The organism is Escherichia sp. HH091_1A (genome assembly GCF_030295175.1).
Taxonomy (GTDB): domain Bacteria; phylum Pseudomonadota; class Gammaproteobacteria; order Enterobacterales; family Enterobacteriaceae; genus Escherichia; species Escherichia coli_F.
In genome coordinates this window covers 4048888-4069399 of record NZ_AP025747.1, presented here as the reverse complement: position 1 = coordinate 4069399, position 20512 = coordinate 4048888, and the positions used below count along the sequence as shown (strand labels likewise).

19 protein-coding genes are annotated in these 20512 nt (G+C 47.9%); 5 read left to right on the top strand and 14 right to left on the bottom strand.

What is annotated here, in order from left to right; all coding sequences use genetic code 11:
• Nucleotide 1 precedes the first annotated feature (1 nt).
• The 5 genes from QUF14_RS20385 to acrE form a co-directional block, all read right to left on the bottom strand.
• A complete protein-coding gene (locus QUF14_RS20385) occupies nt 2-1183 on the bottom strand; it encodes an amino acid ABC transporter permease (RefSeq protein ID WP_100733908.1) in 1182 nt (393 codons plus the stop codon).
• 67 nt (nt 1184-1250) lie between these two features.
• On the bottom strand, nt 1251-2276 hold the full coding sequence (locus QUF14_RS20380) for an amino acid ABC transporter substrate-binding protein (RefSeq protein WP_000738584.1): 1026 nt from the start codon (nt 2274-2276) through the stop codon (nt 1251-1253).
• Between the two features lie 429 nt (nt 2277-2705).
• Entirely contained in the window at nt 2706-2927 is a 222-nt protein-coding gene (locus QUF14_RS20375) for a putative periplasmic lipoprotein (RefSeq protein WP_000825639.1), read from the bottom strand.
• Between the two features lie 253 nt (nt 2928-3180).
• Entirely contained in the window at nt 3181-6285 is a 3105-nt protein-coding gene (acrF, locus tag QUF14_RS20370) for a multidrug efflux RND transporter permease subunit AcrF (RefSeq protein WP_100733909.1), read from the bottom strand.
• An 11-nt stretch (nt 6286-6296) separates the two neighbouring features.
• Complete coding sequence (gene acrE / locus QUF14_RS20365; protein ID WP_000160362.1) at nt 6297-7454, bottom strand: multidrug efflux RND transporter periplasmic adaptor subunit AcrE; 1158 nt, start codon at nt 7452-7454, stop codon at nt 6297-6299.
• Nucleotides 7455-7852: 398 nt separating this feature from the next.
• On the opposite strand from acrE, the gene acrS reads away from it, so the two are divergent.
• On the top strand, nt 7853-8515 hold the full coding sequence (gene acrS / locus QUF14_RS20360) for a multidrug efflux transporter transcriptional repressor AcrS (RefSeq protein ID WP_001129503.1): 663 nt from the start codon (nt 7853-7855) through the stop codon (nt 8513-8515).
• Between the two features lie 2 nt (nt 8516-8517).
• Here acrS and QUF14_RS20355 read toward each other — a convergent pair whose 3' ends face one another.
• From QUF14_RS20355 to QUF14_RS20315, 9 genes are all read right to left on the bottom strand, one after another.
• Nucleotides 8518-8697 (bottom strand): DUF2556 family protein, encoded by a 180-nt coding sequence (locus QUF14_RS20355; protein ID WP_001295275.1) that lies wholly within the window; start codon nt 8695-8697, stop codon nt 8518-8520.
• Between the two features lie 83 nt (nt 8698-8780).
• Nucleotides 8781-9665, bottom strand: coding sequence for an adenine-specific DNA-methyltransferase (gene yhdJ / locus QUF14_RS20350; protein ID WP_001258940.1), 885 nt, complete (start codon nt 9663-9665; stop codon nt 8781-8783).
• A gap of 85 nt (nt 9666-9750) precedes the next feature.
• A complete protein-coding gene (gene fis / locus QUF14_RS20345; RefSeq protein ID WP_000462905.1) occupies nt 9751-10047 on the bottom strand; it encodes a DNA-binding transcriptional regulator Fis in 297 nt (98 codons plus the stop codon).
• Nucleotides 10048-10072: 25 nt separating this feature from the next.
• The gene (dusB, locus tag QUF14_RS20340) at nt 10073-11038 is read right to left on the bottom strand and encodes a tRNA dihydrouridine synthase DusB (protein WP_001219652.1); all 966 of its coding nucleotides are present in this window, start codon (nt 11036-11038) and stop codon (nt 10073-10075) included.
• Nucleotides 11039-11366: 328 nt separating this feature from the next.
• The gene (gene prmA, locus QUF14_RS20335) at nt 11367-12248 is read right to left on the bottom strand and encodes a 50S ribosomal protein L11 methyltransferase (protein WP_001145840.1); all 882 of its coding nucleotides are present in this window, start codon (nt 12246-12248) and stop codon (nt 11367-11369) included.
• 11 nt (nt 12249-12259) lie between these two features.
• Nucleotides 12260-13711, bottom strand: a complete 1452-nt coding sequence (panF, locus tag QUF14_RS20330; protein WP_001175690.1) for a sodium/pantothenate symporter — start codon at nt 13709-13711, stop codon at nt 12260-12262.
• On the bottom strand, nt 13701-13943 hold the full coding sequence (locus QUF14_RS20325) for a YhdT family protein (RefSeq protein WP_000381170.1): 243 nt from the start codon (nt 13941-13943) through the stop codon (nt 13701-13703). Before QUF14_RS20325 ends, panF begins: the two co-directional genes overlap by 11 nt.
• A gap of 92 nt (nt 13944-14035) precedes the next feature.
• On the bottom strand, nt 14036-14971 hold the full coding sequence (locus QUF14_RS20320) for a sugar kinase (RefSeq protein ID WP_038813438.1): 936 nt from the start codon (nt 14969-14971) through the stop codon (nt 14036-14038).
• A gap of 31 nt (nt 14972-15002) precedes the next feature.
• Nucleotides 15003-15833 (bottom strand): DeoR/GlpR family DNA-binding transcription regulator, encoded by an 831-nt coding sequence (locus QUF14_RS20315; protein WP_000843965.1) that lies wholly within the window; start codon nt 15831-15833, stop codon nt 15003-15005.
• 340 nt (nt 15834-16173) lie between these two features.
• Between QUF14_RS20315 and QUF14_RS20310 the strand changes: the two genes are divergently transcribed.
• The 4 genes from QUF14_RS20310 to QUF14_RS20295 are packed head-to-tail and all read left to right on the top strand — an operon-like array spanning nt 16174 to nt 20504.
• Nucleotides 16174-17028 carry a tagatose bisphosphate family class II aldolase gene (locus tag QUF14_RS20310; protein WP_000275533.1) on the top strand — a complete coding sequence of 285 codons (855 nt, stop codon included), beginning with the start codon at nt 16174-16176 and terminating at the stop codon, nt 17026-17028.
• Nucleotides 17029-17063: 35 nt separating this feature from the next.
• Nucleotides 17064-17954: a substrate-binding domain-containing protein gene (locus tag QUF14_RS20305; protein ID WP_024212244.1), complete on the top strand. Its 891-nt coding sequence runs from the start codon at nt 17064-17066 to the stop codon at nt 17952-17954.
• Nucleotides 17955-18014: 60 nt separating this feature from the next.
• Nucleotides 18015-19514: a sugar ABC transporter ATP-binding protein gene (locus QUF14_RS20300; protein ID WP_000132899.1), complete on the top strand. Its 1500-nt coding sequence runs from the start codon at nt 18015-18017 to the stop codon at nt 19512-19514.
• The gene (locus QUF14_RS20295; RefSeq protein WP_100733910.1) at nt 19515-20504 is read left to right on the top strand and encodes an ABC transporter permease; all 990 of its coding nucleotides are present in this window, start codon (nt 19515-19517) and stop codon (nt 20502-20504) included.
• Nucleotides 20505-20512 lie beyond the last annotated feature (8 nt).

Genomic DNA, 20512 nt, shown 5'->3' with positions numbered 1-20512 from the left:
CTTAGCGTTCAACGATCGCGATGCGGCGGTTATAAATATTCATCAGCAGCGAGATAGTCAGACTGATAATCAGATAGACCGACATGGTCATGGCTATCGTCTCGATGGCTTGCCCAGTCTGGTTCAGCACGGTGCCAGCAAACAGCGAAACCATATCGGGATAGCCAATAGCGGCGGCAAGAGAGGAGTTTTTGACGATGTTGAGATACTGGCTGGTTAACGGTGGAATAATCACTCGCAGTGCCTGAGGAATAATGACCTGGCGTAGCGTAACCGGGTTGGGTAATCCCAGTGACCGAGCCGCTTCATGTTGACCATCAGGCACTGCCTGGATCCCCGCGCGGATAATCTCGGCGATAAATGCAGAGGTATAAACCGAAAGCGCCAGCGTTAAGGCTGCCAGTTCAGGAATTAAAACCATCCCGCCACGGAAGTTAAAGCCTCGTAGGGCTGGAACATCCCAGTGTAGTGCTGCGCCAAAAAGCCATTGCGCCAGTAAAGGCAAACCGATGATCAACACAACGGCGACCGGCCAGGTTCGGCGCAATTGTCCGGTCTTTATCTGGCACGTTTTATTAAAACGGAATATTCCAACAGAAATGGCTATAGCAATAACAACAGTCAGGATAAACGCAATAAATCCGTCTCCCAGCTGCGGCGACGGAATATAAAGCCCACGATTGCTCAAAAAGGCCAGATCAAACGCACTCACTGCCTGGCGTGGTCCGGGCAAATTGCGCAACACGGCAAAGTACCAGAAGAAGATTTGCAGTAGCGGCGGAATATTACGGAAGATCTCAATATAAATTGTGGAAAGCTTTCGTAGCAGCCAGTTATCCGAAAGTCGTGCCAGACCGATAAAGAAGCCCAGAACAGAAGCGAATACAATACACAATGCAGAAACCAGCAGCGTATTGAGTAAGCCAACAATGAAAACACGTCCGTAGGTATCACCCTGCTGGTAATCGATCAAATGCTGGACAATACCGAAGCCAGCGCCGCGATCCAGAAAGGCAAAACCCGAAGTAATGCCACGATTACTGAGATTCGTCACAGTGTTGTGAAATAGCCAACCAACAATGCCGACAACAGCAACAACGGCAAGGATCTGGAATAACCAGGCGCGAACCGTAGGGTTGGCAAAGGAGAGTGAGCCTTTAACGGTTGAGCGGCGATGAGACATAGAAACCTCGGAAAGCATAACGCTGAAGAGAGCGCCGCCGTAGTGACGCTCGTTACCTCACACCGACTTAACGCACGGGCGGCGCGTACTGAATACCGCCGTTATTCCAGAGATTATTTTGCCCACGTTTAATCTTCAGGGGGCTTTCTGAACCTACGTTACGCTCAAAAATTTCCGAGTAATTACCCACCTGTTTGATGATGTTGTAAGCCCATTTATTATCCAGCTTCAGATCTTTACCGTAATCGCCCTCTTTACCCAGCAGATGCGCCATATCAGGCGTTGCAGGATTAGCCGCTTTTTCATCAACGTTTTGCGAATTAACGCCCATCTCTTCAGCATTCAGCATGGCGAAAAGCGTCCAGCGCACTATAGAGAACCATTCATCATCGCCACGACGAACTACCGGCCCAAGCGGTTCTTTAGAGATAACTTCCGGTAAAACAATCCATTCAGCTGGGTTGCTTAATTTGATGCGCAGGGCATACAGTTGTGATTGATCCGAGGCCAGCGTATCGCAGCGACCAGATTCCAGTGCCTTCGCGGATTCGTCAGAGCGATCGAAAGTTACTGGTGTGTACTTCATATTGTTTGCCTTGAAGTAATCGGCGACGTTGAGTTCGGTATCAGTACCCGCCTGAATACAGACTGTTGCGCCATCCAGTTCTTTCGCGCTTTTTAATCCCGCTTTATCGTGCGTCAGGAAACCAATGCCGTCATAATAAGTGACGCCAGTAAATGCCATTCCCATACCGGCATCGCGAGAGGAAGTCCAGGTCGTATTACGGGAGAGCAAATCCACCTCCCCTGACTGTAAAGCCGTGAAGCGTTCTTTTGCAGTGAGCGGGGTATATTTCACTTTCGTGTCGTCACCAAATACAGCTGCCGCAACACCACGACAAACATCTACATCAATACCTGAAAACTTACCGTCAGCATCGGCATAAGAGAACCCAGGTAATCCATCACTGATCCCGCATTGCACAAAACCTTTTTTCTGAACGGCATCAAGCGTCGCGCCAGCATGCGCCTGATTTGCAACGGCAAGCAGCACGCTGGCGGCAGCCAGTGTGGCTATCATCATCTTTTTCATAATGCTTCCTGTGAGGCGAAAATTATCGTTATAGGACGTTTGGGAAACGTCTTTTACCTGTCTGTGGCCATCCTCTTATAAGCAAAAGTAGTGCCAGCTTTTGCGCACGATTTCGCGTCGCAATAAGCTGAGTGTAGACAGGAAATAATAAAAACAGCGCCCCGCAATGGTGCGAAAATGAAACATGCGCCACATTTTGGCGCAAAATATTTACGCATTTTTACTAAGCAGAATAATGATTGTTAGCGTGAGTATATTTCTGGTAGGAATTGTGAAAATTAAATTGATGCGTTATTTCGAAAGCAGCGAAATAACGCGATATAACATGCTAAATCAGCAGTGAATTACCCAGCAGAATATAGCAATATTTTATCTTATGGAGAGATACTGTATCGTTAAACAGAGCGCGGTACTCCGCGCCCTGTTCAGTTATTTCGACAGAGCGATGATCCCCATCGTCAGGCCAGCAACAGCTGCTGCCCCGCCAGCAATAGCCCCAGCCGTTTCCCAGTTATCCTGAGTCGTGCCTTTCATACAGGTATTGGTGTGAACCAGTCGACCCTGATCGTCATAAACCGGAACGCAGGGCGAATCGTGAGCACAGCCCGCCAGCAATGCGGTGAGCAATGCTACAGGAATTAATCTTTTCATGGTGTTACCTCAGTAATAAACGCTAACGCTTAATAAGTTAACTCTCTTATTAACGAGCTGAATGCCATTTTATCACTGGAGGTTATAAATCTTGCGGCATGAATAATGACAAATTATGTGAATTGTAAAAATAGTGAAGGGAGCGGGAACTATAGAAAGTTTTTTAAAGAGTGAGTAGAAGAATATCTTATTAATTTTTATGGGTTTCACTGAAAATAATAAAGGCACCCGAAAGCGCCTTTATGTTTCTGATTTATCCTTTAAAGCAACGGCGGATAACCACAAAGAACACCGGCACGAAGAAGATTGCCAGCAACGTTGCAGAGACCATCCCGCCCATTACCCCGATACCCACTGCGTTCTGCGCGCCACTGCCGGCACCGTTACTGATAGCTAGCGGTAATACGCCGAGAATAAAGGCGAGAGAGGTCATCAGGATAGGACGCAGACGCATACGTACTGCCACCAGTGTCGCTTCAACAACACCTTTACCCTCTTTCTCCATGAGATCTTTAGCGAACTCAACAATCAAAATAGCGTTTTTGGCCGACAAGCCAATTGTCGTTAGCAAGCCCACCATAAAGTAGACGTCATTTTTTTGATTAAAGAGTGTCGCCGCCAGTAGCACGCCGACAATCCCTAACGGCACGACTAACATAACCGAGACAGGAATTGACCAGCTTTCATAGAGTGCAGCAAGGCACAGGAAAACAACCACAAAGGAAATTGCTACCAGAGCGGGAGCTTGGTTTCCCGATAAGCGTTCCTGATATGACATACCCGTCCAGTCATAACCAATGCCAGCTGGTAATTGTGATGCAAGGTTTTCCATCAACGCCATGGCATCGCCGGAACTGGTTCCTGGCGCGGCTTCCCCCTGAATCTCCATTGACGGCAGACCGTTGTAGCGCTCCAGTCGCGGAGAGCCATACACCCAATGTGCAGTGGTAAAGGCAGAGAATGGCACCATTTCGCCGTTGGCGCTGCGGACATAAAGTTTATCGACATCTTCTGGCAGCATACGGAATTTGGCATCCGCCTGAACATACACCTTTTTCACGCGACCACGGTCAATGAAGTAGTTAACGTAAGTCCCACCCAACGCCGTTGAAATGGTCTGATTGATGTCAGAAAGTGAAACACCTAATGCCTGCGCCTTTTCCTGGTCAACTTCCAGTTTAAACTGCGCGGTGTCTTCCAGACCATTAGGACGCACGCTGACTAAGCTGGCAGGATGTTGCGCCGCCATGCCAAGCAACTGGTTACGGGCCTGGGTCAGGGCATCGTGACCCAGCCCAGCCTGATCAATTAACTCAAAGTCGAAACCCGTTGCCGTGCCCAGTTCAACAATGGCTGGCATATTGAATGGAATGACAAAACCGTCGCGGATCTTGCCCAATTCCATTTTGGCACGATGGATTACCGCTTCCGCACTGTTTTCGTCACCACTACGCTCTTCCCACGGTTTCAGACTGACGAAAGCCATACCGGCGTTTTGTGCCTGGCCGCTGAAGCTAAAGCCGTTAACCGTAAAGACACTTTCTACGTTCGCTTTCTCGTTCTTCAGATAGTAATCCGTCACTTGATCCAACACTTTTTGCGTCCGCTCTTGCGTCGCGCCAGCGGGTAACTGAATCATAGTCAGAAAGACACCCTGATCCTCTTCAGGTAAGAAGGAAGACGGAAGACGTAAAAACAACACCACCATTCCAGCAACAATTAGTGCATAGATCAGTAAATATCGTCCTGTGGAACCGAGGATTTTGCCGACGCTGTTGGTGTAGTGGTTAACGCTATGATCGAAGGTGGTATTAAACCAGCCGAAGAAACCGCCCTTATTTTCGTGATGCTCAGCAGAGACGGGTTTGAGCAGTGTTGCACATAACGCTGGGGTAAGAATCAATGCCACCAGAACAGAAAGCGCCATTGCCGAAACGATGGTGATAGAGAACTGGCGGTAAATTGCCCCAGTAGAACCGCCGAAGAATGCCATTGGAATAAATACCGCTGACAGCACCATCGCGATACCCACCAGTGCGCCCTGGATTTGCGACATTGATTTTTCCGTCGCTTCTTTTGGTGGGAGCTTATCCTCCATCATCACGCGCTCGACGTTCTCCACCACCACTATCGCATCATCGACGAGCAGCCCGATGGCAAGCACCATCCCGAACATAGTTAGTGTATTGATGGAGTAACCAAAAGCGGCGAGGATGGCAAACGTCCCTAACAACACCACGGGTACCGCAATGGTGGGGATCAGCGTTGCTCGCATATTCTGCAAGAACAGATACATCACCAGGAACACCAGCATAATGGCTTCGAACAGCGTTTTTACCACTTCGTGAATAGAAAGCTGGACGAATGGCGTAGTGTCATAAGGATAGAGAACCTTCATTCCCTGCGGGAAGAATGGCTGTAATTCCACCAGTTTTGCTTTAATGGCTTTCGCAGTATCGAGAGCGTTCGCGCCGGTTGCCAGCTTAATACCCAGACCAGCCGCCGGTTTACCATTGATGCGAGCGATAACGTTATAGTTTTCACCGCCAAGTTCAACCCGTGCGACATCTTTCAGGCGTACCACCGAGCCGTCACTGTTTACGCGCAGGGTCACTTTGCCGAATTCTTCCGGATTTTTTAACCGCGTCTGAGCAATAATCGAGGCGTTCAACTGTTGCCCTGGTAACGCTGGCGTTCCGCCCAACTGTCCGGCAGCGATCTGATCGTTCTGTACCTTCAACTGGTTAATCACATCAACCGGCGTCAGTTTATATTTGTTTAGCAGATCGGCGTCCAACCAGATACGCATCGCATACTGTGCGCCGAAAAGCTGTACGTCACCGACGCCATTCAGACGGCTAAGCGTATCTTTAACGTTAGAGGCCACATAGTCCGAGATATCGTCCTGTGTGGTGCCTGGGTTATCAGAGACAAAGCCCGCCACCATCAAATAGCTGCTACTGGACTTTTCAACACTGATCCCCTGCTGCTGTACCTCCTGCGGCAGCAACGGCGTGGCGAGCTGGAGTTTGTTCTGCACCTGCACTTGCGCGATATCTGGATCGGTCCCGGACTGGAAGGTAAGGGTAATTGTCACGCTACCGGCGGAATCGCTGGTGGAGGACATATACATCAGGTTATCGATACCATTCATATTCTGTTCGATAACCTGCGTCACCGTATCCTGCACGGTCTGCGCATCAGCGCCCGGATAGTTTGCCGAAACAGAAACTGCAGGCGGCGCAATGGTTGGGTATTGGGCAACGGGCAATTGTAGGATCGCCAGTACACCCGCCATCATCAGAATAATGGCCAGCACCCATGCAAATATCGGTCGTCGAATAAAAAAGTTTGCCATGTCAGATTGCCTTACTTCGATGCAGTATCTGCGGGGGTATCGGTAGTGGCTTTAACCTGCTCTCCCGGACGCGCTTTTTGCAGGCCGCTGACAATGACTTGATCGCCAGATTTCAGCCCTTCGCTAATCAACCATTTATCGCCAATCGCCTGGCTGGCAACGACAGGGCGCGCTTCAACCTGACTTTTATCGTTAACAATCAGCACGGTTGCATCACCACGCGGTGTGCGGCTAACGCCTTGTTGCGGGATAAGAATGGCATCAGGTTGGACGCCTTCATCAATCCGTGCGCGCACAAACATACCAGGTAAAAGCGTATGTTGCGGGTTAGGGAAGACGGCACGTAGGGTTATGGAGCCGGTGCTTTCATCAACGGTAACATCGGAGAATTGCAACGTACCTTTCAAGGGATAGGTTTGACCGTTCTCCATGACCAACTCTACGTTGCTGGTGGCGTTTTCCTTATGCAAATTTCCTTGCTCTACGGATTGCTTCAGCCTCATAAAGTCGTTGCTGGATTGGGTCACATCAACATAGATAGGATCGAGCTGCTGGACAGTCGCCAGTTCAGTCGTCTGCCCATTAGTGACAAGAGCGCCTTCGGTCACAGTAGATTTGCCGATACGTCCGCTAATTGGCGCAGTCACTTTGGTATAAGCGAGATTGATGCGAGCGCTTTCGACCGTGGCTTTTGCGGCAATCACGGCGGCATCGGCCTGGCGAGCATCAGCAATGGCCTGGTCGTACTCCTGCTGACTGATGTATTTCGTACCCACGAGCGGAACGTAACGTTTTACCGTCAAATGCGCGATGGCGGCGGCGGCTTCACTTTTCGCCAGTTCGCCTTTCGCGCTGTCATAACTTGCCTGATAGGTCGCGGGATCGATCTGGTACAGAGACTGGCCTGCTTGCACATCGCTGCCTTCAGTGAAATTGCGACTCAGTACGATCCCGCTAACCTGTGGGCGAACTTCGGCTATACGGTAAGCATTGGTGCGGCCTGGTAATTCAGTCTTAACTTCTAACGGGGCCGTTTTCACAATATGAACGGTAACCTGCGGTTCACCGACGTGAGCTTTCTCTTCTCCCTTATCGTTACAACCGGCGATTAAAGCCGCGGAGATCAGAATAAAGGAGGGCAGGAGGAAAAACCTGGCATGTTTCGTCATTACTATTCCTCAAAAAACCAAAAGCGCGTTATTTACCCAAAAAGGCAACGCGTTAACTCGCAGAAAGAAAAATACAGTTCGCTATCCTACAAATTATCATTCGTCGATGTAAGGAATAGTTATGAATACTGGCGTCTCAAGGCACATAAACACAAAAAAAGATTAATATTCTACTGTTTTATTTTGACGCGGGTTGAAAGAGGTAGAATCAAATCCTCGTAAATTGAAATATATATTGATAGAGTGAATGTATTTTAGGTAAATAATAAACGTTATTTATTTGACGATTTATAGCAACTCAATATTAGCCTCTCGTATAAATATACATTAGGTGATAGATTAACCTTCGCTATTTTCTCATCCTGTGTCGAATATATTTATTTCCTGAATAATTAATCATGGCAAAAAGAACCAAAGCTGAAGCCCTGAAGACCCGGCAAGAACTGATTGAAACTGCCATCGCCCAGTTTGCGCAGCATGGCGTAAGCAAGACGACGCTCAACGACATTGCCGACGCCGCTAACGTTACGCGTGGCGCTATCTACTGGCACTTCGAGAACAAGACCCAACTGTTTAATGAGATGTGGTTGCAACAGCCTTCATTGCGGGAGTTAATCCAGGATCACTTGACTGCTGGGTTAGAGCATGACCCGTTTCAGCAATTGCGTGAAAAATTGATTGTTGGCTTGCAATATATTGCCAAAATTCCCCGCCAGCAGGCGTTGTTGAAAATCTTATATCACAAATGTGAATTTAATGATGAGATGCTGGCAGAGGGAGTGATACGCGAAAAGATGGGCTTTAATCCGCAGACTCTCCGCGAAGTATTGCAGGCATGTCAGCAACAAGGTTGTATAGCAAATAATCTCGATTTAGATGTTGTGATGATTATTATTGATGGTGCCTTCAGCGGAATTGTTCAAAACTGGTTAATGAATATGGCGGGTTATGATCTTTATAAACAAGCACCCGCACTGGTCGATAACGTATTAAGAATGTTCATGCCAGATGAAAACATAACGAAATTAATTCATCAAACGAATGAATTAAGTGTCATATAAATTCACATTCTGTCCTGAAAATTCAGTTCGTCACAGTTAACCAGTTTTAGTGGATTAACTGAGTTCATATTGCGGCATTTGTCTGTTTCTGTTGCCAGCAGTTCAATCCACTGCATCAGTAAAGTATCAAACAGAAAAACGAAGACAGCGAAAACGACGAGCCACCAATACTTGCGAATCATTACCTGAGCCTGTGCATGTTTAACCAAGTCTGGCAGGAAATATACACGAAATGAATAATCTGAAAACCAGGCTTACACTTCCTTTACTTTGCAATGAGATCGGGGTCAACTTCGCTTAACCGGCTTCGTTTTGACAGGTTGCCGGTCTTTCTTTTTTTCACTTTCGCCAGTTCTTCCGCAGAGTAATGCGACGTGACATCCAGCCGTCGAAGCCCCATTTTGATGTACTCGCTGTTGATCTCAATACCAATGAATTTTCGCCCGCTGGCGGCGGCTACGGCACCGGTAGTAAAGCTACCGGCAAACGGGTCGAGAACGATATCGCCTGGGTTGGAAGAGGCGAGAATAATGCGTTTCAGTAAGGCTTCCGGTTTTTGCGTCGGGTGATTCTCATATTCATCCATCAAATAACGCACGCGCGGAAAATCCCAGACGTTACCCGGTACTTTTTGATGATTGTAAGGCTGTGGAGGATTTTTGCGATAATCGATCAACGCGCGCTGCGATCCGGTTTTGGCTTCTACCAGAATAGCATCACCGTTGAACGTGTAGTTCTTTGCGTCTTTCACCATCATCAGGATGGGTTCGTACATGGAGCCGTAGTGTTTTTTCGCCTGCACTCCAGAACTGTCATATGACCAGACGATGCGACTTTTGATGGTAAAAAGCTTGCGGCACTGGAGATCGATAAAGGGCATGTTTTCCGTGCTGTTCATGATGTACATGCTGCCCTGCTTTTTCAGAACGCGGTGGCACTCTGCAATCACTTCAAACAGCCAGTCGATAAACAGATCTTCTTTCCAGGCTTCGATCAGACCATCAAAATTTTTACCGATGTTATACGGTGGGTCGGCAAAGATCAGATCTACACTTTCGGCGGGGATCTTTTTAAGTTCGGTTAATGCATCACCCTGGATGATGGTCTTTGCTTCATTACCAAATCGGGTCGGTTCACATCCTGTTCTCATGGTCACTCCCTTTGTGACACCTATAAAAAAGGCGCTTCCCCATGCCGAGTAGCGCCTTTTTAATCAAGCATTTAGCTAACCTGAATTAGTTCATGCCGTATTTTTTCAATTTTTTACGCAGCGTACCACGGTTGATGCCCATCATCAGCGCAGCACGGGTCTGATTACCACGGGTGTATTGCATCACCATGTCCAACAGGGGCTGTTCTACTTCAGCCAGTACCAGCTCATAGAGGTCATTCACATCCTGACCGTTCAGTTGAGCAAAATAGTTCTTCAGTGCCTGTTTAACCGAGTCACGCAGGGGTTTTTGGGTTACCTGATCCTGAGAGTTAACGGTAGAAACGGTCAGTACGTCAGAATTTACGCGTTGTTCGAACATAGTTCTGTCAGCTCTTTATTTCTGTTTACGCAAAATTTTCGAAGTATGCCTCCAACGCCTCCAGCTGTTCGCTGGCATCCTCAATGGCGTTGAATGTGCGCCGAAACTGGTCATTTGGAGCGTGTTCCTGGAGATACCAGGAAACGTGTTTACGTGCAATTCGGTACCCTTTTGCCGGACCATAAAAGTCATGCAGTTCCCGAACGTGCGCGCAAAGCAAGCGCTTAACCTCTGCCAAAGGCAGCGGGGGCAGCAACTCCCCAGTGTCCAGATAATGCTGGATTTCCCGAAAGATCCAGGGTCTTCCCTGAGCTGCGCGGCCTATCATCAGGGCATCCGCCCCTGTATAGTCGAGCACAGCTCTGGCTTTAAGCGGGTCAGTAATGTCGCCATTCGCGATAACCGGAATGGAAACTTTCTGCTTAACTGCCCGAATACTGTCGTACTCAGCTTCTCCATTGAACAAACAGGCGCGTGTACGGCCATGAATGGTCAGAGCCTGAATGCCACAGTCTTCAGCCAGTTGGGCAATCTCTTCGCAGTTACGGTGTTCCGGCGCCCAGCCGGTGCGAATCTTCAGGGTAACAGGAACGTCCACTGCATTGACGACCTCGGTAAGGATCGATTTAACGACATCCGGGTACTGCAAGAGGGCTGAACCTGCGAGCTTGCGATTCACTTTTTTAGCCGGGCAACCCATATTGATATCAATAATCTGGGCACCGCTTTCCACGTTAATACGTGCTGCATCTGCCATTTCTTTCGGATCGCTACCAGCAATTTGCACGGTGCGAATACCGGGTTCATCAATGTGCACCATCCGTAAACGAGATTTGTCGCTTTCCCAAACCTGTGGGTTAGAAGACATCATCTCGGATACTGTCAATCCGGCTCCCATCTCGTAGCACAACGTCCGAAAAGGTCTGTCTGTAATGCCAGCCATGGGCGCTGCGATCAGGCGATTTCTGAGCTGATATTGTCCGATGCGCATGAGTTAAGAAATGACCATACTGTGACTGCAAGGCGGCGTATATTACGCATTTTTTGCACGAGATGAAAGGCCAAACTTTGACCAATCCTCTGAGATGGATCAAAGAATTGCATTTAAAATGAGCTTGGCGCGATAATTACTCATAAAAATCATTATATTAGAAAATAGTGACTAAAATTTACACTCCAAGAAATTTGAGTAAGTTCTCAATTTTTCTTTATGAATGAAAATTTTGGCACGCAAATTTGCGTAAATAATCGGCAAATTAACGTGCCTTTTGTGACCTTGCTCGCACTTCGCCTTGCGTCACCATACGGCGATGCGAAAGTTAATTCTTACGACCGGTAATGCGGCACCACTCTTCTTTTTCCACGACCGGGTCCAGAGCGAAGCTGTCGGCATAAGCTTCACAAACGCTCTCTGCCTGGCTTGCCAGAATACCGGAAAGGCCCAGCAAGCCACCTGAAACCGGCAGGACGCTGATTAACGGTGCCAGTTCACGTAATGGGCCTGCAAGGATGTTAGCGACCACCACGTCGGCTTTCATTTCTTCTGGCTGATCTTTAGGTAGGTAGAGTTCCAGACGGTCAGAAACGCCATTACGTTCGGCGTTGTCGCGGCTGGCCTGAATCGCCTGCGGATCAATATCAATACCAATGGCTTTTGCTGCACCCAGTTTCAGCGCCGCGATAGCCAGAATGCCGGAACCGCAGCCAAAGTCGATGACTGTTTTACCGGTTAAATCGAGGCTGTCGAGCCATTGCAGGCACAGAGAGGTAGTTGGATGAGTCCCTGTACCAAACGCCAGACCTGGGTCTAACATTACGTTGACGGCGTTTTCGTCCGGCACATCACGCCAGCTTGGGCAGATCCACAGTCGTTCACCAAAGCGCATCGGGTGGAAATTATCCATCCATTCGCGCTCCCAGTCTTTATCTTCCAGTTGTTCGATTTTGTGCGCGAAGCCTGCGCCGAGCAGCGGATGATTCTCCAGAATCGCCACTACTTCATTCATGTCGGTTTCAGCATCGAACAGACCAATCACATCGGTGTCGCCCCACAGGCGCGTTTCGCCCGGCAGCGGCTCAAATACAGGCGTATCGTGGGTATCCTGAAAAGTGATAGAAACGGCACCCGCTTCCATCAGCGCATCGCTAAGATCTTCCGCGTTCGCGCCGGTAGTGTTCAGTTTCAGTTGGATCCAAGGCATGGCAAAACTCTTTATTTATCAGTAGTCAAAACGGTAGCTTGCGGGACGGATGTACCGAAACGGTTTCCGACCAGGAAAGCCAGCAAACTTAGTAGTAACGAGGGCACGATAGGGTGGAAGCCCAGGTACTGAATATTCAGCGTCGCGAGTACGGCATACAGTACGCCGCCAACGATCATCGCACTTAGCGCGCCTTTGGCGTTGGCGCGTTCCCAGTAAAGACCCAGCACCAGCGGCCACAGGAAAACGGCTTCCAGCCCACCGAAGGCCAGCAAATTCAGCCAGATGATCATTTCTGGCGGCTTCCAGGCGGCAAGCAGCAGCAACGCACCGAGAACCAACGTGATCACCGCCGACATCCGCTTCAGACGCGTCTCGTTTTGCATTTGATCCGGACGGATATTCAGATAGAGATCTTTAATGATCGTAGCGGAACTTTGCAGCAACTGGGCATTGATCGTCGACATGATCGCAGCCATAGGTGCAGCCAGGAAGATCCCGGCAGCAAACGGTGGCAGCACTTTTACCATCAACGTCGGGATCACCAGGTCCGGTACGGTGAGATCGGGGATCACCGCCCGACCTAACGCTCCGGCCAGGTGCATACCGAACATCAGGATTGCGACCACAATCGTACCGATGATGATCCCCCGATGTACGGCTTTGCTGTCTTTATAAGAGATACAGCGCACCGCAGTATGCGGCAGGCCAATAACGCCAAAGCACACCAGCACCCAGAACGACGTCATAAAGGCAGGCGACAGAATATCGTCAGCGCCTTGTGGCGTAACCAGTTGCGGATCGATGGTTTGCAGCGTCTCTACTGCATTGCCTAAGCCGCCAGCAGCATGGACCACGCCAATAAGCAGCACAATGGTGCCAATCAGCATCACCAGCCCTTGCATGGTGTCGTTCAGCACGCTGGCGCGAAAGCCGCCAAAGGCGGTATACAACGCAATGCTGATACCGAAAATCAGCAGGCCGGTTTCATAAGGAATACCCGCCGCGGTTTCCAGCAGGCGCGCACCGCCGATAAACTGCACGGTCATCGCACCAACGAACGCAACCAGCAAACTCAAACTCGCCAGCCACACCAGCAGGCGACTCTGGTAGCGGGCAAACAGCATATCGTTCAGCGTCACCGCATTGTAGCGGCGCGCGAGAATCGCGAACTTCTTGCCGAGAATACCGAGCGAAAGCCAGACCGCAGGTAGCTGAATCATTGCCAGCAATACCCAACCCAGGCCGTATTTATAAGCAGCTCCTGGCCCGCCGATAAACGAACTGGCACTGATATAGGTCGCGGTGAGCGTCATCGCCAGCACAATACCGCCCATAGAACGGCTGCCGAGGAAATACTCATTGAGGAAGGTGCCGGTGTTCCGTTTACGCATTGCATAAACTGAAATCCCGAACACCACCACCAGATAGGCGACCAGCGGTAGAATCACTTCAAGCTGCATCGTCATCCTCCAGTGGGATATCGCGATAGATAAATTTCACCATCGCCCAGCACAGTCCAATAAACAGCAGCGGCGTCAGGATGCAGGCCATCTCAAACCAGCGCGGAAAGCCGGTAAAACCGGGGGCAACGCCAGGTAAGTAAGCGGCTACTAACCATACCGCCAGATACAAAAGGGTCAGCCCCAGCGCCCAGCGCGCCTCTTTATGGGCCTGAACAAAACGAGTGTCCACGGAAGGGGTCCTCCTCATGGGGGGATACGAGAAACGGGCAATTCTACGGCAAGTCTTCAGGCAGGGAAAATAATCTGACAGAAAATTGCCGTTCAGTGCTCCTGCAAAAAGTCTTCAATGTCAGCCAGTGAGGATACCCCTTCCATCGGACCTTGCCGCATTACCGCGAGCGCGCCGCTGGCATTTGCATATTGCAGCGCCTTATGTGCCGGGAAACCTGATAAGAAAAGAGTGATAAACGTTGCGCCAAAACAGTCACCAGCACCCGTTGGATCGATAATTTCGATATTGTGACCTGCAATATGCTGGGCATGTAATGTACCGTTTTTTATCTTGTAATAGCTGGCCCCATGCTGGGCGCGTTTTATCGCTACATGTTTTACGCCGCCGTGTAGAAGATCGCTAACAATCTGTTCTTCTGAAAGATTTTTGTGACGCGCGAAGAAAGGAAGTTCACTTTCGCTGGGGATAAAAATATCCGTATATTCAATCAAATAATCGAGAGCCTGAGCCATTTCAGGAATACTCAGCATCTCTTTTCGAATATTGGGATCGAAAGAGACAGTGCCGCCAGCAGATTTGATCGTCGTTATTGCTTTACGCATGACATCGATCATGCGAAATGAGAACAACGATGAGCCCACAATATGCAGATGATTACACTGTCTTAGCAGATCCTTATCAATGTGCTCGGCAGTAAACAAACCGCAGGCGCTATTAGGGATATTAAAGACGAAATCCCGCTGCTGTGGATTTTGATAACTTACGAACGCCGTACCTGTCACGGCATTGTTCATCACGTGGATCCCATCGGTAATGACACCTTCATGACGAAGACGTTCTACAATGAGTCGGCCAAAATCATCATTACCAACACATCCGAAGAAGATGGCCCGATGGGACAGTTTTGCCACTTGAGCTGCAAAAATTGCAGGCGCACCGCTAGGAAATGGCCCGATAAACTCCCCCGGCTGAGTGAATTTTTGATGTGGGTTGCGGGACAAAAACTCGGCCAGCAATTCGCCCATAGCGCAGATAGTTATTGTCACAAAACCCCTCTCATTCCTGAAGCCTTTCGCGATTGGACCAGGTAAAGCACTCATTACTGGTATAAAGGATAACGAAATCAGCCGACTGCAATTGTTGCTGATATTGTTCGTTAATGCTGCGGCTGACGATCACATTTTCTGCCTGATGCAAATGTCCAATGGCTGCCGTTGATGGCGCAGGATCGGCGGCAACGATAACCGTCTTATTCTGGGCATTATCGAAACAGAGCTGCCAGGCAGCGGCAAGTCTGGGAGCGTTGGTATTTAAAGTACCATCAGTATCCAGATGGCTGATTTCCAGAATGCTATGTGTAATGGTGAAATGCTGAAGTGCCTGTTCGAGCGGTTTTCCGGCCAATGCGGTGTCGGGGCGTAGCATTTCACTGCCAGCCAGTATTATTTCGCCATCAATAAACTGATTTGCCAGCAGCGCATGTTCGGGATCGTTGGTGATCAGACGCAGTTTTTTCACTTCGCTGAGCAAGGGAATGATCTTACGGCAGATTATGCCATGTCCAAGAAATAGCGTGTCACGATCGCGAATTAACCGTGCGCAATGTCGCGCTATTTCCATTTGTTGTGCCAGAGACAACGGCGCAATCGGTTGTATCGCTTCTGGTTCAGAGGAGAGGGGGGTTGCAATAGCACCGCCAAAAGAACGCTTTAAATATCCCTGTTGCTCCAGATAACTGAGATCGCCGCGGATCGTCACGCCAGAGACACCAAGTTGAGCAGATAAGTCATCAACTTTGATTTCACCCTGGGTGGCAACAATTTCTGCAATTTTTAATCTTCGTTTCAGTAGGTTAGACGATTTTCTCGGCACGTTAACACTCTTCATTGGCCTTTAATGCGTAACACTATAGCCCCTTGTATTTTTCTTTGAAAGTTACCCTTCAATAATATCGACAATTCGAAAATAAAAGCATAGGGCAAAAATTGCAGCAAAAATAGCTTAATGCATTGAAAATAAATGCATATTTCCATATCTGTCCAAAGTCATCATTGGTTTCATTTTCAAAGTGAAAAATAAATTAAGTTATTTTTTGTAAGTTATTTTGATGATATTCGACATGCATCACGCTTTTTACCGCTTTTGCTGTGCTAGTTTGCTTTCAAAATGAAAGTGAAGATTCTCTTTCTTCATTTTGTAAGGTGAACGACAAATATCAGGAGCTGCGATGTACATCATTTCAAGCAAAAACATGCTGAAAAAAGCCCAGTCAGAGGGATATGCCGTCCCTGCTTTCAACATTCATAACCTTGAAACTTTACAGGTAGTTGTTGAGAGCGCTGCACAACTTCGCTCTCCCGTTATGCTGGCGGGAACACCGGGTACTTATCGTTATGGCGGCGTGGGAAGTTTGATTTCGTTAGTACAATCGCTGGCTCGCGAGTACAACCTACCATTAGTCCTGCATCTCGATCATCATGAAGAGTGTGATGACATTTTTAACAAGGTCCGCGCAGGGATCCGTTCTGTCATGATTGATGGTTCCCATTTGCCATTTGAAGACAACATTGCGCGAGTGCAAGAAGTTACCGCCTTTTGCCATCGCTTTGATGTTAGCGTTGAGGCCGAGCTAGGGCGTCTTGGCGGTCAGGAGGACGATCTGCTGGTGGATGAAAAAGATTCAACTTATACCTCACCAGCCGCAGCTGCAGAGTTTGTTCAACGTACCCAAATTGACTCTCTGGCGGTAGCAATAGGCACTGCACATGGTTTATATGCGCATGAACCACGTCTGGATTTTGTGCGGCTGGAACAAATTCGCCAGCTGGTGGAAATTCCGCTGGTGTTGCATGGAGCTTCAGGCCTATCGGAACAGGACGTTCAGCTCTGTATTCGCCACGGTATTTGTAAAGTAAATGTCGCGACAGAATTGAAAATTGCGTTTGCCGATGCATTAAAAGGATATTTCTACAACAATCCAGCGGCAAATGATCCTCGTCATTATATGCAGCCGGCAAAGGCCGCTATGAAGGAAGTTGTAACCCGCATTATTGGCGTCTGTGGCAGTGAAGGAAAAATTTAAGACGTTGTACCCTACAAAAACAATGAGGATTGTTTATGAAAAATATTAAATTACTTGGTTCCGCTATGATGGTGAGCCTGGCATTGTTCTCGCAAAGTTCATTGGCAAAAGAGTATAAGATTGGAGCTTCATTATTAACACAGCAACACCCTTTTTATATCGACCTCGCAAATGCAATGAAAGAAGAGGCGAAAAAAGACAATGTCAATTTAAGTGTCTCTATTGCCAATCAGGATTTAAACAAACAGCTTTCTGATGTTGAGGATTTTATTACTAAAAAAGTGGATGCCATTATTATCTCTCCGGTTGATTCGAAAGGCGTCCAGGCAGCGATAATTAAAGCCGATAAGGCCGGTATTCCCGTTATCACCGTTGATGTCGCTGCGGAAGGCGTTCCGGTCGTATCGCACGTTGCGACCGATAACTATGCGGGAGGCGTTGAAGCAGGCAAGTTAATGGGCAAACTTTTGAATGGTAAAGGTACTGTAGCCATTATTTCTTATCCGGCACTACAATCGGTGGTTGCGCGCGTTGATGGTTTTAAGAAAGGGTTAAGCGAGACACCGGATATTAAAATTGTTGCTGAACAGCCGGGTATAACGCGGGCTGAAGCGTTAACGACTGCGCAAAACATTATGCAGGCCAACGCCAACCTGAATGGTCTGTTTGGCTTTGGTGATGATGCGGCGTTGGCAGCGGTTATCGCAGCGAAATCTGCGCATAACGACAACATCAAAATCATTGGTTTTGATGGTATGAAAGAAGCGCGAGATGCCGTTGATAGTGAAAAAACGTTTGCGGCCGTGATTCGGCAATATCCCGATCAAATGGGTGCTAAAGCCATTGATGCCGCTGTTGATCACCTCAATGGTAAACCGGTAGAGAAAATGATCCCGGTACAACCCGGCGTATATACAGGTAAATAATAAACATCTTCATTTCACAACAAAACGTTATCGACGTTTTGTTGTGACACCGAGGTCATTATGACGGATGTTATTCTTGATGTTTCGCATATTGCGAAGACATTTGGTCATGTTCAGGCATTAAAAGATATTACACTCTCTTTACGTAAAGGGCGGGTACATACTTTATTAGGTGAGAATGGTGCCGGTAAATCGACATTAATGAAAATATTGGCCGGTGTTTATCCGCCAACCCAGGGAACAATAAAACTACGTGGTGAAACTATCACAATTAATAATCCGCAGCATTCACGTCAGTTAGGGATTGCTATTATTTTTCAGGAACTGAGCCTGAGTAATAATATGACAGTGGCGGAAAATATTTATGCCAATAATGAACCGCGACGTTTTGGCATTATTAACGATAAAAAAATGCTCGCAGATTGCCAGAATCTCCTCGCGGAACTGGGCATCCCACTGGATCCGCTGGAAATGGTCGGCAATATGTCGATGGCACATAGGCAACTGGTAGAAATTGCCAAAGCCTTAAGCTATGCAGCAGATGTCGTGATTATGGATGAACCGACATCTTCGCTAAGTGATAATGAAGCAGAGATTCTGTTTAACATTATTGAGAAATTAAAGCAGCGAGGTTGTGCGGTTATTTATATCTCTCATCGCATGGATGAAATTATGCGGATTTCAGATGATATTTCGGTGATCCGCGACGGTGAGTATATCGCTACGCATGAAAAGAAAAACAGTGATATCCAGCATTTGATTGCCCAAATGGTTGGTCGGGAAATGAAAAATATTTGGCCAGCACGTCTTGGGGAAAAGCCGGATGAAAATGTTCCTGCAAAACTGGAAGTAAAAAACCTTTCCCATCCTTCGCTTTTTAAAGAGGTCAGTTTCGCTGTGCGTCCGGGGGAAGTCCTCGGATTTTTTGGCCTGGTGGGGGCCGGGCGTTCCGATGTGATGAAGGCGCTATTTGGCCTCGTTTCGTATCACGGGACTGTGTTGATCGATGGCAAGGAAGTCAGGATCGCTAATCCCAAACAGGCCATTGATCATGGCATTGCATTTGTGACCGAAAACCGCAAGGAAGAAGGGTTAGTGCTGATGCACGACGTCAATATGAACACGCACCACGTGGCGTTTCAATATAACGCTTCGCGGATGGGACTCATCAATCACCGACAAGAAGAGACGAAGACGCTGCAATCTATTGCCAGAATGAATACTAAAGTGAGTTCTGTACATCAGGCTGTGGGGGCGCTAAGCGGCGGTAATCAACAGAAAATCGTGTTATCGAAGTGGCTGGAGAAAACCCCACGTATTTTATTGCTCGATGAGCCTACGCGCGGAGTGGATGTCGGCGCAAAATTTGAAATCTATAACGTGATACGTCAACTGGCTGCGGCAGGAACAGCAATTATTCTGGTGTCCTCTGAACTGCCTGAAGTCATGGCACTTAGCGATCGTCTGGTGGTGATGCGTAATAAAACGATTGCCGATATTTATTCATGTGAAAATTTAACGCAGACACAGGTAATGACCGCTGCAACAGGAGTACGTTAAATGACAGAGAAAGCTCTTGCCAGTCCGAAACGTTCGGATATTCCCATTGCAAATAATTTTAAAAAAGTTTTCAGGCAATATGGCGGTATTCTGAGTGGCATGGTGGTGTTAATCATTCTGTTCAGTTTTATTAATGACAGTTTTTTCACCGCTAATAACATCACCAATATTATTCTTCAGGTTTCGATAATTGCAATTACCGCCTATGGAATGACTTATGTACTTTTGCTTGGCGATATTGATTTATCAGTCGGTTCAACCATTGCATTGATTGGCACATTTGCTGCGCTTGGGGCTTCATGGGGAATTCCATTTATTTTATTGGTCCCATTATCCATTATTGCAGCCCTGGCTCTGGGGATGATAAATGGTGGCTTGACGGCTATAGCGGGTATCCCTTCGTTTATTGTCACCGTTGCTACTATGGGGATCTTCCGTGGTATCGCTTATATAGTGACTGATGGTATGCCCATCATGATTAAAGATGATGCTTTTCTGGCGCTGGGGAATGGAGAGTTTCTTTATATACCGATTCCTATCTGGATATTAATGATCTTATTGCTGATTAATCATTTCATCCTTACTAAAACAACCTTTGGACGAAAAATTTATATCACTGGTGGTAATAAAGAAGCGGCAGTCTATTCAGGGATAAATGTCACCCGCTTGAAAATTAAAGTCTTTATGATTACAGCCGTGCTGGCAGGTATCAGCGGGATGATCCTCGCCTCACGCCTCTATTCCGGGCAACCGAATTCCGCCTTGAGCTACGAACTGGATGCTATTGCCGCGGCTGTACTGGGAGGCACCAGCCTGAACGGCGGCTATGGAACCGTGGTGGGGACGGTGATCGGCGCATTAACCATCGGCGTTATTAATAATGGCATGAACTTAATGAATGTTCCCTATTTTTACCAGATGGTGGTTAAAGGATTAGTCATTCTTGTAGCCGTTTATTTTGACGTAAGAAATAAAAGAAAACGCAGCTAATCATTTCA